The organism is Futiania mangrovi (assembly GCF_024158125.1).
GTDB lineage: Bacteria > Pseudomonadota > Alphaproteobacteria > Futianiales > Futianiaceae > Futiania > Futiania mangrovi.
In genome coordinates, this window is record NZ_JAMZFT010000004.1 from 23,998 (window position 1) to 38,998 (window position 15,001).

Consider the following 15,001-nt stretch of genomic DNA (forward strand, 5'->3'; position numbering starts at 1 on the left):
TTGCCAGGCGTCAGGCGGACGAGAGGGAGGGGTGGCATGGGTGTGCCGGGGCAGCTTCAGAACGCGCCGCGCGATCCGAATTTCGACCTGACGGACGATCAGCAGGCCATCCTCGACCAGGTGGACCGCTTCTCGAAGGCGGAGCTTTACGGCCTCGCGCCGCGTATGGATGCGGAGGAGTGGTGGCCGGAGGACGTGTTCCCGAAGATCGGCGCGGCCGGCTTCCTTGGCGTCACGGTGCCGGAGGAGTATGGCGGCGTCGGCCTCGACCTCGTGGCGCAGGGCCTGGTCGCGCATGGCATGGCGCGCTGGAACCACGCGCTGACGCTGTCGGTGGTGGCGCACGACAATCTCTGTGTGAACAACATCTACCGGAACGGGAACGAGGCGCAGCGGCGCAAGTACCTGCCCGACCTGTGCGCAGGCAAGGCGATCGGCGCGCTGGGCCTGACCGAACCGGGCGCGGGGTCGGACGCGCTGGGCTCCATGCGCACGACGGCGCGGCGGGACGGCGACACCTGGGTGCTCAACGGGTCCAAGATCTACATCACCAACGGGCCCGTCGCCGACGTGCTGCTGGTCTATGCCAAGACCTCGCCGGAGAAGGGCGCGCACGGCATTTCCGCCTTCATCGTCGAGAAGGATTTTCCCGGCTTCAAGGTCGCGCAGAAGCTGACCAAGATGGGCTATCGCGGCAGCCAGACGGCAGAGCTTCTGTTCGACAATTGCGTCGTGCCGGCGGAGAACCTCGTGGGCGAGGTGGACAAGGGCGTCGCCGTGGTGATGAGCGGCCTCGACCTCGAGCGTGCGATGATCTCTCCGATCTGCCTCGGCATCGCCGAGCGGGCGCTGGAATTGTCCGTCGACTACGCCCAGACGCGCCAGCAGTTCGGCAAGCCCATCGGCAGCTTCCAGATGGTGCAATCCATGCTGGCGGAGATGTACGTCTCCATAGAGGCCATGCGCGGCTTCACCTACCGCACGCTGGCCGCCGCGGCGGCGCTGGAGATCGGCGAGGGCGGGCGCGGCGACATCCACGCGCTGACCGCGGCCTCGGTGATGTTCTGTGCGCAGGCGACGCACGACGTGCTCGACCGCGCGATGCAGGTCCACGGCGGCAGCGGCTACATCTGGGAGTCGGAGATCAACCGTCTCTACCGTTCCATCAAGCTGCTGGAGATCGGCGCGGGCACGACCGAGGTGCGCAAGATGATCATCGCGGGCGAGCTTCTGCGGGACATGCGCCGCAATGGCTGACACGCCCGGCGCGGAGCGGAGCTTCGGCCTCGACGACGCCGATCTCGCGGTCCATCCGACGATCTACGCCCCGGACGCCTTTGCCGGGCAGACCGTGCTCGTCACCGGCGGCGCGGGCGGGATCGGCCGGGCGGTCGCCTGGCTGCTCGGGCGGCTGGGCGCGCGCGTCGTCATGGCGGGCCGCGATCCGGAGAAGCTGGAGGGAGCGGCGGCCGCCATGCGCGCCCGCGGGCTCGCCGTGCGTGCCCACGCCGTGGACATCCGCGAGCCCGATGCCGTGCAGGCGCTCTTCGACGGCATCGCCGCGGAGGAGGGCCACATCGACATGCTGGTCAACAGCGCCGGCGGCCAGTTCCCGAAGGAGGCGATCGACATTCCGGCGAAGGGCTGGAACGCGGTCGTGAACACCAACCTCAACGGCACCTGGCATGCCATGCAGGCCGCCGCCCGCGCCTGGCGCGACGCGGAGAGGCCCGGCAGCATCGTGAACATCGTCGTGGTCACCACGCACGGGCTCTACGGTGTCGCGCACACGGTCGCGGCCCGGTCGGGTGTCGTGGGCCTCAGCCGGACGCTGGCGGTCGAATGGGCGCCGCTCGGCATCCGCGTGAACTGCATCGCGCCCGGCGCGATCGAGACGCCCGGCTGGCGGGTCTATTCGCCGGAGGCCGTCGCTACCTACGCGACCTCCAACCCGATGATGCGCAACGGCACCGTCTGGGAGATCGCGGAGGCGGTCGCCTATCTCGGCGGGCCGTCCGCCGCCTATGTCACGGGCGAGGTGCTGAACGTCGCGGGCGGCGCGCAGCTCTGGGGCGAAACATGGACGGTGCCGAAGCCCGGCTATTTCAAGCTTTGAGGCCGCCGGGTGCGTTGGTTGCGAGCCGTTCGAGCCGGTCGGCCGCCTTCTCCACCCTCGCGGCGGCCCGGCTCAGCCGGTCCTCTTCCGGCGCCGCCTCCGGCGCGGCGGCCAGCGCCCGGTAGATCATGTCGGTGATGCCGTCGACCGTCGCGGCGAGGTCGAAATCCTTCTCGTTGCGCAGATAGCCCCAGGTCCGGTGCTCGATCCCCCCGTAGATCATGTCGCGGACCAGCGAGGGCGAGACGTCGGGGCGGAACTCCCCCGATGCGATGCCCTCGCGCACCACGTCGAGAATGTGTTGGGTATAGGCCTGGTTCAGCTTGAACAGCCGGCTGGCGCGGTAATCGGGGTCGGCGCGCAGTTGCAGGAGGACAAGGCGGCTGAGGCCGGGCTCGCGCCGGATCGACATCAGGTGCTCGTGAATGATGTAGCGGATCCGGTTCCTGGTTCCCTCGACCGCAGAGAACTGCTCTTCGCTGGCGGCGAGCATCTGCTCGTACCAGTTCTCCACGACGCGCACCAGAAGGTCCCGCTTGTTGACGAAGAAGCGGTAGATGCTGCCCTCGACGACGCCTGCGCGCTCCGCGATCTCCGAGATCAGCGCGTCGTTGTAGCCGCGTTCGGTGAACACTTCCCGCGCCGCGGCCATGATGTCCGCTATGCGCTTTTCCGGCGGCAGGCGGTTGATCTGACGCTTGAGCCTGCCCTGGGCCGCTGGCTTTGTCATCGCGGGAACTCGCTCGTCCGTTGGGGCGCGGGGTCGAAGGGGCGGAAAACGCCACGAATGCGCATGCTGCGTCAAGGCAGGGGAATTCGATCCCCTACCAAGTGATCCCCGTTCATTTGCTGGTCAGTCTGGGCCCTCCCGCAGCCCGCGTCAAGAAATGCTGCGCTGCGGTACAAATGCCGCGATGCTGCACGTTCCACAGTCTGCGCGGGCATTGACAGAAATAAATGAGTACTATTCAATAAATGCTTCGGGAAGACGGCTATCAAGGCCGCATCCCCCGATGGGAGGAGAGATTTCGTGGCAAGTGGGCGCAGTTCCCGTCCGTCTGGAGTCCGTCCGGTGCCCGGCAATCGGGCCGTCTGCGGTCGCGGCCATGCGCGCGCCTGACGCAAGCGCCCCGCCGGCCGAACCTGTCCTGTCCTGCCGGGGCATAGAGCGGTCGTTCGGCGGCCTGAAGGCGCTGAAGGGCGTCGACGTCGACGTCTTCAAGGGCGAGATCTTCGGCCTCGTCGGTCCGAACGGGTCGGGCAAGACCACGATGGTAAACGTCATGACCGGTTTCTACCCGGCCGAGGCGGGCCATGTGCGGCTTCTGGGCGAGGATGTGACCAATCTCGCGCCGCACGCGATCGCGGGCCGCGGCGTCGCGCGCACCTTCCAGAACCTCGCTCTCTTCAAGGGCATGAGCGTGCTCGACAACATCCTCGTCGGGCGCCACACCCACATGAAGCCGAGCGCGCTGGCCACGCTCTTCTACTGGGTCTGGGCGCAGCGCGAGGAACTTGCCCATCGCCGCATCGTCGAGGAAATCATCGACTTCATGCAGTTGCAGGACATCCGCGACGAGCCGGTGGACGTCATCCCTATGGGTCTGCAGAAGCGCGTCGAGCTGGCCCGCGCGCTGGTCGCCGAGCCGTCCTTCCTGATCCTCGACGAGCCGATGGCCGGCATGAACCAGGAGGAGAAGGAGTACATCGCGCGCTTCATCCTCGACGCGCGCGACGAACGCGGCGTGACCATCCTGCTGATCGAGCACCACATGGACGTCGTCACCGCGATCTGTGACCGCGTCGCCGTGCTGAGCTATGGCGAGATCATCGCGCAGGGCGAACCGCGCAGCGCCATCGCCGACCCCAAGGTGGTCAAGGCCTATCTCGGCGAACGTGCCGCGCGGCGGCATGCGGGGGTGACGGCATGAACGCGCCCGTGTCCGCGACGTCGCTCATCCGCGCCTGGCCCGTCACCTCCGATGGCGGTCCTGCGACGCTTGTCGCGGGGGTCGCCTGCAACGCGGCGGAGGCCGGCAAGCGCACGGGCTTCCGGGAGCGCGACTACGGCATCTGGCGGGAGTGGACGTGGTCGCAGATCCTCGACGAGGTGCTGGCGCTGGCCGCCGGGTTCGAGGAGCTGGGCCTGAAGCCCGGCGCGGCGCTAACTGTGGTTGGCGACAACCGCGTCTCGATCTACCTGGCGATGCTGGCTGCGAACGCGCTCCGGGCCTATCCCTCGCCGGTCTTTTCCGACGTGCCGGTGCAGCAGTTCTCCGCCTACATGCGCCACGGCGCGCCCGACATCGCGGTCGCCGAGGATCAGGAGCAGGTCGACAAGCTGCTTGAGGTGCGCGAGCAGACCGGGCGGCCCTCGATCATCGTCTATGACGACAAGCGCGGCCTCGGCGCCTATGAGGCGCCGGGCATCCACGCGCTGGAGGAGGTGGCAGCCCGTGGCCGCGCGCGCCTGCGGGCGGAGCCGGGCCTCGCTGCCGACCTGGTGAACCGCGCACGGCCCGAAGATCCGGCGGTGCTTCTCTACTCCTCGGGAACCACCGGTCTGCCCAAGGGCGTGCCGCTCACGCACCGCAATGTGGTGAGCGGCATCGCGAACGCGCGCAAGGGCGGATACTTCAAGGAAAACGAGATCCTGTTCGCCTATCTGCCGACCGCCTGGGTGGGCGATTTCGTCTTCTCGCTGGGCGCGGGCGTACTCCTGCGCGCCACGATCAACATCCCCGAACGGCAGGAAACCGCGCTGCACGACCTGCGCGAGGTGGCGCCGACCTTCTACCTCGCCGCGCCGCGGGCCTGGGACAATATGCTGACGCGCGTGCAGGTGGGCATTGCCGATTCCACGCCGCTGAAGCGCCGGCTGTTCGACTTCTTCATGCCGCGCGCGATCGCGATGGAGCGCAAGCGGCTTGCGGGGCAATCCCTCTCCCTGCTGGAGCGGCTGATCGACGCCTTCGGTCGCGTGACGATCTATGGACCCATCAAGGATTTCCTCGGGCTTACGCGCGCCGAGCGTGCCTTCACCGGCGGCGAGGCGATGGGCGAGGACACCTTCCTGTTCTTCCGCGCGCTCGGCATCCGTCTGAAGCAGTTCTATGGCCAGACCGAAACCTGCGCGCTCTCGGCCGCCCAGACCGAGGGCAACGTCAGGCTGCACACGGTCGGACGCGCCATGCCCGGCGTCGAGGTGAAGGTCGACGGGAACGGCGAGATCCTGATTCGCTCGGAGTCGGTGTTCGGGGGTTATGCCGACAATCCGGACGCCACGGCGGACGCGCTGAGCGACGGCTGGCTGCGCACGGGCGACGCCGGCTACATGGAAGACGACGGCAATCTCGTCGTGCTCGGCCGCGTGAGCGAGCTGGTCGAGACTAAAGACGGCGAGCGCTACATCCCGAACTTCATCGAGAACCGGATCAAGTTCAGCTCCTACATCCGCAATGTCTGCGTGCTGGGCGCGGGGCGCGCCGACCTCACCGCCATCGTCTGCATCGACGATGAGGCGACCGGCCATTGGGCGGAGGTGCGCTCGCTCTCCTACACCTCCTATGCCGACCTGTCGCAGCGGCCGGAGGTCTATGAGCTGGTCAAGGGCGTGATCCGGCACGTCAACGAGACCCAGCCGGAGGCGCTGAAAATCCGCCGCTTCGTCAACCTGCACAAGGACTTCGACGCCGACGACGGCGAGATCACGCGCACCCGCAAGCTGCGCCGCAACGTCATCGAGGAGCATTACGGAAAGCTCGTGGACGCGCTCTACGACGGGTCGGAGCGCGTCACCTTCGAGGCGAAGATCACCTATGACGACGGCACCACCGGCGTGCTGACCCGGGAACTCAGGATTCACGAGGTGGGCGGCTGATGGACCTGATCCTTCTCCTCGAGCTGGCGATCAACGGCGTCTTCATCGGCCTGATGTACGCGCTCGTCGCCGCCGGTATCGTGCTGATCTACAAGACGTCGGGCATCGCCAACCTGGCGCAGGGCGCGCTCGCCATGATGGGGGCCTATGTCACGTGGGCGCTGGCGACGCTCGCCGGCCTGCCGATGTGGCTGTCGATCCCGGTGGCGCTGGCGGCGATGTTCGCCACCGGCATCCTGACGGAACGGCTGGCGCTGCGCCGCATGATCGGCCAGCCGGTCATCATGGTCATCATGCTGACGCTCGGCCTGGAGATCATGCTGCGCGGCCTGCTGCCGGGCATCTTCGGCGCGGCGGTGAAACGGCTGGACCTCGGGATTCCCAACGCACCGCTCTTCGTCGGCGATCTTCTCATCAACCGGGCAATCCTGATCGGAGGCTCGATCTCCTTCGCGCTGATCCTGGCCTCGGTCTTCTTCTTCAATTCCCGCCTCGGCATCATGATGCGCGCCGTTTCCGACGATCAGGGGGCCTCCTGGTCGGTCGGCATCCGGGTGGAGCGCGCGATCGCCATCGCCTGGGGCCTCTCCGCCATGATGGCGACGACGGCGGGCGTGCTGTGGGGCTCCACGCAGGGCGTGGACTGGTCGCTGTCGCTGCTGCTGATCAAGGCGCTGGCGATCGCGATCCTGGGCGGCCTCGACTCAATCGTCGGCGTGATCATCGCGGGCATCCTTGTCGGCCTCGCGGAGAGCCTGGCGACCGGCATCCTCGATCCCATCATCGGCGGCGGCACGCGCGACGTGGTCGCGTCCGTCATCATCCTGCTCACGCTGCTTTTGCGCCCGCACGGGCTCTTCGGCCGCGAACACATCGAGAGGGTCTGATGTTCTACCGCCGCGCCGGGATCAGCCACACCCGCTACCAGGACGAGCGCCAGATCTGGCCGCTGCCGCTCGACCGCTTCCTGGTGGCGGCGGTGTTCGTCCTGCTGCTGGCCGCACCCTTCCTCGTCGACCGGCTCTACCTCGTCAGCTACCTGGTGCCCTGGGTGATCTGGTCGACCGCGGCGCTGGGCCTCAACCTGCTTATGGGTGGGGCGGGGCAGATACACCTCGGCTACGGCGCGGTCATCGCCATCGGCGCCTACGGTTCCGTGCATCTGGTGCGGGCGGGCGTGCCCTTCGAGATCGCCATGATCGCCGGCGGCCTGCTGAGTGCGGGTATCGGCATCGTCTTCGGAGCCGCCGCGCTCCGGGTGAAGGGGCTCTATCTCGCCATGGCGACGCTCGCCATGCAGTACATCGTGGACTTCGTTATCATCCAGTTCCCGGCGATCAGCGGGGGCACGCAGGCGACGCTGCAGGTGCCGCCGGTGACCTTCTTCGGAATTCCGGTGACGGGCGACGTGGCACCCTACTACGTGGCGCTGTTCGTCTGCGTGGTGGTGACGCTCTTCATGCTGAACGTGAAGCGCACGAGCTTCGGGCGCGCGCTGGCGGCGGTGCGCGAGAAGGACTACGCCGCCGCGATCATCGGCGTCAGCACCTTTCGCTTCAAGATGCTGGCGTTCTGGGTCAGCTCCTTCATCGGGGGCGTGGTCGGTTCGGTGCTGGCGGTCTGCTATTACCGCGCGATCTCGCCCGACCAGTTTCACCTCGACCTGTCGATCCAGCTGGTGGCGATGGTGATCGTGGGCGGTCTCGGCTCGGTGCTCGGCTCCTTCTTCGGCGTGGCGCTCATCCTGTTCGCACCCATCGTGCTGAACCAGGTCATCGGCTTCCTGGCAACCGAGCTGGGGCTGGCGATCTCGATGGACCTGCGCTCGCACCTGCCGCTCGTTCTCTACGGCATCCTGATCATCGGCTTCCTGCTGTGGGAGCCGCTGGGCCTGTCCAAGATCTACAACAACGCGCGCAACTATTTCCTCGTTTGGCCCTTCAGGCATGCCAGGCATTGAGCGTGAAACAAGAACTCAAATCGGGAGGAAACATCATGTCGGTTACACGTCGTACGGTTCTCCAGGGCGCGGCGCTCGCCGCCCTGGTCTCGCAGGTCCCGGTCACGCGCGCCTTCGCGCAGGACAAGGTGATCCGCTTCGCGATGCCGCAGGACTTCACGCGCATCTATACGTTCGTGACGTCCGAATACAGCCAGGGGCAGCGCGATTACATCAGCCTCGTGAACGGCCGCGGCGGGATCAACGGCTACACGATCCTTGCCGACGTCTCCGACCACGGTAACGACATGCCGCGCGCGATCGAGGCCTATGAGCGGGCCAAGGCCGAGGGCGCCGTCCTGATCGACCCGCTGTCGACGCCGGTCGCGCGTGCGCTCGTGCCGCGCGTGCTGGAGGACAAGATCAATCTCATCACGGCCTTCTCCGGGCGCTCGGACGCGGCGGACGGATCCGTCTTCCCCTATGTGCTGCCGCTGACGCCGAACTACTGGACGCAGGCCGGCCTGCTGATCGACTTCTTCCGCCAGCAGGACGGCGACCTGAAGGGCAAGACGATCTGCTTCGTGCACATCGACACGCCCTTCGGCAAGGAGCCGCTGCCAATCCTTGAGAAACTGGCCGAGAAGGAAGGCTTCAAGCTGCAGGCCTTCCCCTATACGCCGCCCGGCAACGACCAGTCGGCGATCTGGCCGCAGGTGCGGCGCGCGCGCCCCGACTGGGTGATGTTCTGGGGTGCGGCCGTGGGCCAGACGGTGGCACTGACGGAGGCGATCCGCAACGGCCTGCCGATGGACCGCGTGTCCTCTTCCGTCTGGATCTCGGAATCCGACATGGAGGTCGTCGGCAAGGCCGACACCAAGGGCGTCCTCAAGGTCGAGCCCTGCGCATCCGGCCGCGATCCGCAGATCATCCAGGACATCCTCAAGGAGGTCGTGGACGCTGGAAAGGGCGCCGGACCGAAGGAGAAGGTCGGCACCAGCTACTACAACTATGGTGTCATGCTGGCCGCGCTCATGGTCGAGGGCGTGCGCATGGCCTTCGAGAAGAACCCGAACGGCCCGATCAACGGCGAATGGATGAACGCCGGTCTGCGGTCGATCACCAACTTCGACGCCGGCGGCTTCATCCCGCCGACGACGGTGACGCCGGAAGACCACCAGGGCGGCGGGAAGGCCCGCATCGCGCGCTGGGACGGCGAGAAGTTCGTGCCCGCCACCGACTGGTACTCGGCGAACCAGGACGTGGTGTGGGAGGAGGTCCGCAAGTACTCCGCCCAGTTTAAGGCAACCGGCAAGTAGGACGCGGCACGCCCGGCCGCCCTGCCGCTGGTGGGGCGGCCGGACCGTCGCCGCCGGTTCCGGGGAGAGAGGCGTTCATGGCCCTGCTCACGCTGAACAATGTCGAGGTCGTGTACGACGGCGTCTTTCTCGCAGTGAAGGGCGTCTCCATCGAGGTGCCCGACAAGGGCCTCGTGGCGCTGCTGGGCGCGAACGGCGCGGGCAAGAGCACGATCCTCAAGTCGGTCAGCGGGCTTCTGGCTCCGGAACGCGGCCTCGTGACGCGCGGCCAGATCGCCTTCGAGGGGACGGACATCCTCGCCCTCGACCCGCCCGACCGGGTGCGCAAGGGCATTGTCCACGTGCTCGAGGGGCGGCGCGTGTTCGAGCATCTGACGCCAGGCGAGAACCTGCTGGCGGCGACGTCGATGCATCGCGACCGGGCGCGGGTGGCCCGGCTGATCGACCAGATGTTCACCTTCTTCCCGCGTCTTGCGGAACGATCCAGGGCCAAGGCAGGCTACCTGTCGGGCGGGGAGCAGCAGATGCTCGCCATCGCGCGCGCGCTGATGACGGAGCCGAAACTCTTGCTGCTGGACGAGCCTAGCCTGGGCCTCGCCCCTTTCCTCGTCGACGAGATCTTCGACATCATTTCGCGCATCAATGCCGAACAGGGCGTCGCGGTCCTGCTGGTCGAGCAGAACGCGCTTGCTGCGCTCGACGTGGTGCAGTCGGCCTATCTGCTGGAGCAGGGCCGCATCGTCATGTCCGGTTCGGCCGAGGTTCTGCGCTCCAATCCCGACATCCAGGAAGCCTACCTGGGCGGCGGGGTGCAGACCGACTATCACGCGGTCAAGCACTACCGGCGGCGCAAACGCTGGCTTGCCTGACGGCAGGGCACCGGGAGCCGCAGCCTTGCGCCCGCGATCGGGCGCGGCAACAGTGGGAGCAACCTCCACGCTGAGTGCGGCGCCCGTCTCATGACATTCGACCAACTCCTGACGTTTCTCTGGGTAGCGCGGCTTGGCGGCATGCGCCGTGCGGCCGAGCAGATGAATCTCTCGCAGCCGGCGATCTCGGCCCGGCTCTCCGCCCTGGAAGACAGCCTGCGCGTCAAGCTGTTCGAGCGCACGCCGCGGGGCGTTGCCCTGACCCGCGCCGGAGAGCTGCTGCGGACCTATGCCGAGCAGATGTTATTCGTGCGGGAAGAGATCCTTAGCCGGGTCGCCAACCCGGCCGGAATCGACCGGCCCTTCCGCATCGGCTGTTCTGAGACGATCGCGCAGTCCTGGCTGCCGGACTTCCTGCAGCGGTTCAGCGACCGCTACCCGGGGGTCACGCTGGAACTGACCATCGACATCTCGCTCAATCTCCGCGAAGGGCTGATGTCGCACCAGTTCGACCTGTCCTTCCTGATGGGACCCGTTTCCGACTACCAGGTGAAGAACGTGGCGCTTCCCAAGTTTCCGCTGCGCTGGTACCGCAAGACCGGCGCGCAGAGCGATCTGCGCCGCGTTCCGGTGATCTCCTATTCCCGCCAGACGCGCCCGTACCGGGAACTCTCCTCCGAACTGTCGCGCCGCTATGGCCCCGGCGTGCGGGTCTATTCCAGCGCCTCGCTCTCCACCAGCCTCAAGATGATCGCGGCCGGAACGGGCGTCGGCCCCTTCCCGGAGGCCCTGGCGCGGGAGCTGGTCGCGGCGGGCGAGATCGAGGAGTTCGACCCGGGCTGGGCGATGCCCGCGCTCGACTTCACGGCCTCCTACCTCGCCGAGCCGCGCGACTTCCTGGCCGAGGAGGCGGCCGATCTGGCCGCGCAGACCGGTCACGAGTGGGCCGAGCGCATGGCGATTCTCGAATGAAAACACACAGGTATGCGATGCGGAGGCCGATATAGAAAATTCTTATCGCCAATGACACAAAACCACGATTTGACGTGATGGGTAGCCACGGCAATCCTTCAACCATCAGGGTGGGAAAAGCAGAGGGTGACGTGTCACGATGGATTACGAAACCGCGCGCTCCCTCGGTTTGAACGACATCCGCAGCGCGATCCGCAGCGGCGCCTACACGCGGCACACGGCGGGTCTGGCTGATGGCTACCTGCAGTGCAATCTCGTAATCCTTCCCAAGGAGCAGGCCGCCGACTTCCGTGACTTCTGCCTGCGCAATCCGCGGCCCTGCCCCCTCATTGCGATGTCCGAGCCCGGCGTTCCGCACTTCTCGGCCTTCGGGACGCAGATCGATCTGCGCACCGACGTGCCGCGCTACCGGGTCTACCGGGATGGCGAGGCGACGGCGGAGCCGACGGACATCTCCGATCTTTGGCGCGAAGATCTTGTGGCGTTCGCGCTGGGTTGCTCCTTCACGTTCGAGCGGGCGCTCATCGCCGCCGGCGTGCCTCTGCGCCATATCGAGCGGGACGTGACCGTGCCGATGTTCGCGACCTCGGTGGCGTGCGAGCGTTCCGGCCCCTTCCGGGGGAACATGGTCGTCTCGATGCGGCCGATCGCGCCGCACCATCTCGACCTCGTGGATGCGATTTCCGGGCGGTATCCGCATGCGCACGGTGCGCCCGTTCACCAGGGCAATCCGGCGCAGATCGGCATCACCGACATCATGCACCCGCAGTGGGGCGAGGCTGTCGAAGTGCTGGAGGGCGAGGTGCCGGTGTTCTGGGCCTGCGGTGTCACGCCGCAGAACGTGCTGACACAGGCGCGGCTGCCCTTCTGCATCACGCATGCGCCCGGACACATGCTGATCACCACCCGCGACGAGACGTCGCCGGCCAATGTTGAGGATTTCCTCGAGCTTCAAAACAGGGAGACCTAGGACAATGAAGCGTATCATTGCGAGTTCACTGCTTGCGGCGAGCATCGCCGCTCCGGCTGCGGCTACCGAACTGGCCGTTGTCGGCAGCTGGTCGGGCCTGCCGCTGCACAAGCAGTACGAGGCGCCCTTCTGGTCGGAGACGCTCCCCGCCGCGTCTGGCGGCAAGATCACCGTCCAGCTGACCACGCACAACCAGATGGGCCTCGGCGTGGCGGACGTGTTCCGTCTGCTGGGCGACGGCGTTTATGATGTTGCGATGACGGTGAGCGACTATGCGGTTGCCGATGCGCCGGAACTGGAAGGCCTCGACGTGCCGCTGGTGGCGCTGACGGCCAACGAGGCGCTGGCGATGGTCAACGCCGCCCGCCCGATGGTGCGCGACATCTTCCGTACGCGCTTCAACTCCGAAGTGCTCGCGATCGCGCCGTACCCACCGCAGATCGTGTTCTGCAACCACGAGGTCTCCTCGCTGGCGGACCTCAAGGGCCTGAAGATCCGCGGTTCCGGCCGCATGACCACGAAGTTCCTCGAGGCGCTGGGCGCCGAGGGTGTGAACGTGGCGTTCTCCGAGGTTCCCGGGGCGCTGCAGCGTGGTGTCGTGGATTGCGCCGTGACGGGTGCGGGGTCGGGCTACAACGCGGGCTGGTGGGAAGTGTCCACGCACCTCGTGACCCTGCCGCTGGGCGGCTGGGATCCGGTCGTGACCGCGATCAACCTGGACAGCTGGAAGGGCCTCGACGCCGACACCCAGAACCTGATCCGGGAGCGTATCGCCGAGGACTTCGAGACCCCGGCCTGGGCCTCTGCGCAGAACGCGCTGGTCAATGACGTGGCCTGCCTCACCGGCAACGGCACCTGCCCCTATGGCGATGCCCGCAACATGAAGCTGGTCGAAGTTTCCGACGCCGACTTCGCCGAAGCGCGCCGCATCCTTGAGCAGGTGGTGCTTCCCGATTGGGCCGGCCGCGCCGGCGCCGAGTGGGCTGCCCGCTGGAACAAGACCGTCGGCAAGACTGTCGGCGTGAGCGTCCCCGCCAACTGAACATCTGGCCCGCCGCAATGGAACAATCACTGTTTAACATCCTGCGGCGGGCCAACCGCTTCGTGGCTGCGATCTGCGGCCTCGCCGTCGCGGGATGTACTGTCTTCATCCTGCTCGACATCGTGCTCCGCCAGACCGGCGGCTCGTTCGGCGGCACCGACGAGATCGCCGGCTACGTGATGGCTGCCATCACGACCTGGGGCCTTTCCTATGCCTTGCTGGAGCGCGCGCACGTCCGGATCGACGTGCTGCGCGGGGTCTTGCAGACGCCCGGGAAGATCTTTCTCGACATGGTGTCCCTGCTGTCCCTGGCCTTCGTTGCCATCGTTCTTGCCATCCAGTCCTGGCCCGTTCTCGCCCGCACGCTCCAGAACGACGCCCGCGCGAATACGCCGCTCGAGACGCCCCTGATCGTTCCGCAGGCGCTGTGGTTCGGCGGCCTTGTGTGGTTCGCGCTCATGGCTTCGCTGCTGGTGCTCGTTGCCTGCCTCGCGATCGTCCGGCGCGAGCCAGCCCTCGTCGAGCAGTCCATCGGCCTGCAATCCGAATTGGAGGGCGCAGAATGATCCTGTCCGTCTCGGCGGGTCTGCTGGGCCTGCTCGCACTCTCGATCCCGGTCGGGATCGTCCTTTTTCTTCTGGGCTTCGGGATTTCCGAGTTCTTCAGCCCGTTCCCCCTGCTGCGCGGTCTCGGGCAGCTGGCGTGGTCGAGCATGAACAGCTCGACGCTCATCGCCATTCCGCTGTTCGTGCTCCTCGGCGAACTGCTCGTCCGCGGCGGTGTGGCTGCGCGGACCTATGCGGCGCTCGACAAGTGGGTTTCCTGGCTGCCCGGCGGTCTGGTGCATGCGAACATCGGCACGGCCACGCTCTTCTCGGCTACATCGGGCTCCTCGGTGGCAACGGCTGCGACGGTCGCCACGGTCGCCATGCCGCAGGCCGAGCGGCTGGGCTACGACCCGCGTCTGTTTGCCGGCGCAATTGCCGCGGGCGGCACGCTCGGCATCATGATCCCGCCGTCGATCAACCTCATCGTCTACGGCTTCCTGACTGAAAGCTCGATCCCCCAACTCTTCCTGGCCGGGCTCGTTCCGGGCCTTCTGCTTGCGCTCTTCTTCAGCCTGGTCACGGCTGCGATCTGCGCGGTGCGGCCCGAACTCGGCGGTGAGCGGCGGACCTATCCGTTCGCACAGATGCTGGCCTCGCTGATCCATCTCGTGCCGGTCCTGCTGCTGTTCGGCATCATCGTCGGGACGATCTACACCGGCCTTGCAACCCCGACGGAGGCGGCGGCGGTCGGCGTGGCCGCGGCGCTCCTCATCACGGGTATCTCCGGGCAGATTGCCGTCCCGATGCTGATGCAGGCGCTTTACGGCACGATCCGGATCACGGCGATGGTCATGCTGGTCGTGTCGGGGGCGGCGTTCCTGAACTTCACGCTGGCGTCCGCCGGTCTCGGCACCGAGCTGCGCGCCTTCATGGACAGCATCGGCCTCGGTCCGCTGGGGACCATGCTGGTGATCGTGGTCATCTACATCGTGCTCGGTTTCTTCATCGAGACCCTGTCGCTGATGGTCGTCACGATCCCGATCATGGTGCCCATCGTGGTGGAGCTTGGCTTCGACAAGGTGTGGTTCGGCATCCTGATGATCGTGCTGGTCGAGATGGCGCTCATCACCCCGCCAGTCGGCCTCAATCTCTACGTGGTGCAGGGCGCCCGCCGCTCCGGCAAGCTGCAGGAGGTCATGGTCGGCTGCATTCCCTATGTGCTCGTCATGCTGGCGATGGTGGCCGCGCTGATCGCCGTGCCGGAGATCGCACTGTTCCTGCCGAATCTTCTCTAGCGGGTGCCGCGGGCGCCCTTCACGCATGGTGACAGGCGGCCTCGCGGCCGC

14 protein-coding genes are annotated in these 15,001 nt (G+C 66.9%); 13 read left to right on the plus strand and 1 reads right to left on the minus strand.

From position 1 onward, the window contains the following. Positions 1–36 precede the first annotated feature (36 nt). Entirely contained in the window at positions 37–1,257 is a 1,221-nt protein-coding gene (locus NJQ99_RS14940) for an acyl-CoA dehydrogenase family protein (protein WP_269333680.1), read from the plus strand. Then, on the plus strand, positions 1,250–2,116 hold the full coding sequence (locus tag NJQ99_RS14945) for an SDR family oxidoreductase (protein WP_269333681.1): 867 nt from the start codon (positions 1,250–1,252) through the stop codon (positions 2,114–2,116). The genes NJQ99_RS14940 and NJQ99_RS14945 overlap by 8 nt, the downstream gene beginning before the upstream one ends. Here the strand turns inward: NJQ99_RS14945 and NJQ99_RS14950 are convergent. Next, positions 2,106–2,846: a TetR/AcrR family transcriptional regulator gene (locus NJQ99_RS14950; RefSeq protein ID WP_269333682.1), complete on the minus strand. Its 741-nt coding sequence runs from the start codon at positions 2,844–2,846 to the stop codon at positions 2,106–2,108. The genes NJQ99_RS14945 and NJQ99_RS14950 overlap by 11 nt on opposite strands. A 376-nt stretch (positions 2,847–3,222) precedes the next feature. Between NJQ99_RS14950 and NJQ99_RS14955 the strand changes: the two genes are divergently transcribed. From NJQ99_RS14955 to NJQ99_RS15005, 11 genes are all read left to right on the plus strand, one after another. Then, entirely contained in the window at positions 3,223–4,047 is an 825-nt protein-coding gene (locus NJQ99_RS14955) for an ABC transporter ATP-binding protein (protein WP_269333683.1), read from the plus strand. Beyond that, positions 4,044–5,996 (plus strand): AMP-dependent synthetase/ligase, encoded by a 1,953-nt coding sequence (locus tag NJQ99_RS14960; protein WP_269333684.1) that lies wholly within the window; start codon positions 4,044–4,046, stop codon positions 5,994–5,996. The genes NJQ99_RS14955 and NJQ99_RS14960 overlap by 4 nt, the downstream gene beginning before the upstream one ends. Next, positions 5,996–6,883: a branched-chain amino acid ABC transporter permease gene (locus NJQ99_RS14965; RefSeq protein WP_269333685.1), complete on the plus strand. Its 888-nt coding sequence runs from the start codon at positions 5,996–5,998 to the stop codon at positions 6,881–6,883. Before NJQ99_RS14960 ends, NJQ99_RS14965 begins: the two co-directional genes overlap by 1 nt. Then, positions 6,883–7,956 (plus strand): branched-chain amino acid ABC transporter permease, encoded by a 1,074-nt coding sequence (locus NJQ99_RS14970; RefSeq protein WP_269333686.1) that lies wholly within the window; start codon positions 6,883–6,885, stop codon positions 7,954–7,956. The genes NJQ99_RS14965 and NJQ99_RS14970 overlap by 1 nt, the downstream gene beginning before the upstream one ends. 35 nt (positions 7,957–7,991) lie before the next feature. Beyond that, complete coding sequence (locus NJQ99_RS14975) at positions 7,992–9,254, plus strand: ABC transporter substrate-binding protein (RefSeq protein ID WP_269333687.1); 1,263 nt, start codon at positions 7,992–7,994, stop codon at positions 9,252–9,254. Between the two features lie 77 nt (positions 9,255–9,331). Further along, the gene (locus NJQ99_RS14980; RefSeq protein WP_269333688.1) at positions 9,332–10,123 is read left to right on the plus strand and encodes an ABC transporter ATP-binding protein; all 792 of its coding nucleotides are present in this window, start codon (positions 9,332–9,334) and stop codon (positions 10,121–10,123) included. 90 nt (positions 10,124–10,213) lie between these two features. Continuing rightward, entirely contained in the window at positions 10,214–11,095 is an 882-nt protein-coding gene (locus NJQ99_RS14985; protein WP_269333689.1) for a LysR family transcriptional regulator, read from the plus strand. A 139-nt stretch (positions 11,096–11,234) separates the two neighbouring features. Then, on the plus strand, positions 11,235–12,065 hold the full coding sequence (locus NJQ99_RS14990) for a putative hydro-lyase (RefSeq protein ID WP_269333690.1): 831 nt from the start codon (positions 11,235–11,237) through the stop codon (positions 12,063–12,065). Between the two features lie 4 nt (positions 12,066–12,069). After that, a complete protein-coding gene (locus tag NJQ99_RS14995) occupies positions 12,070–13,107 on the plus strand; it encodes a TRAP transporter substrate-binding protein (protein WP_269333691.1) in 1,038 nt (345 codons plus the stop codon). A gap of 17 nt (positions 13,108–13,124) precedes the next feature. Beyond that, the gene (locus NJQ99_RS15000; protein ID WP_269333692.1) at positions 13,125–13,673 is read left to right on the plus strand and encodes a TRAP transporter small permease subunit; all 549 of its coding nucleotides are present in this window, start codon (positions 13,125–13,127) and stop codon (positions 13,671–13,673) included. After that, complete coding sequence (locus tag NJQ99_RS15005) at positions 13,670–14,950, plus strand: TRAP transporter large permease (protein WP_269333693.1); 1,281 nt, start codon at positions 13,670–13,672, stop codon at positions 14,948–14,950. Before NJQ99_RS15000 ends, NJQ99_RS15005 begins: the two co-directional genes overlap by 4 nt. Positions 14,951–15,001: the final 51 nt, after the last annotated feature.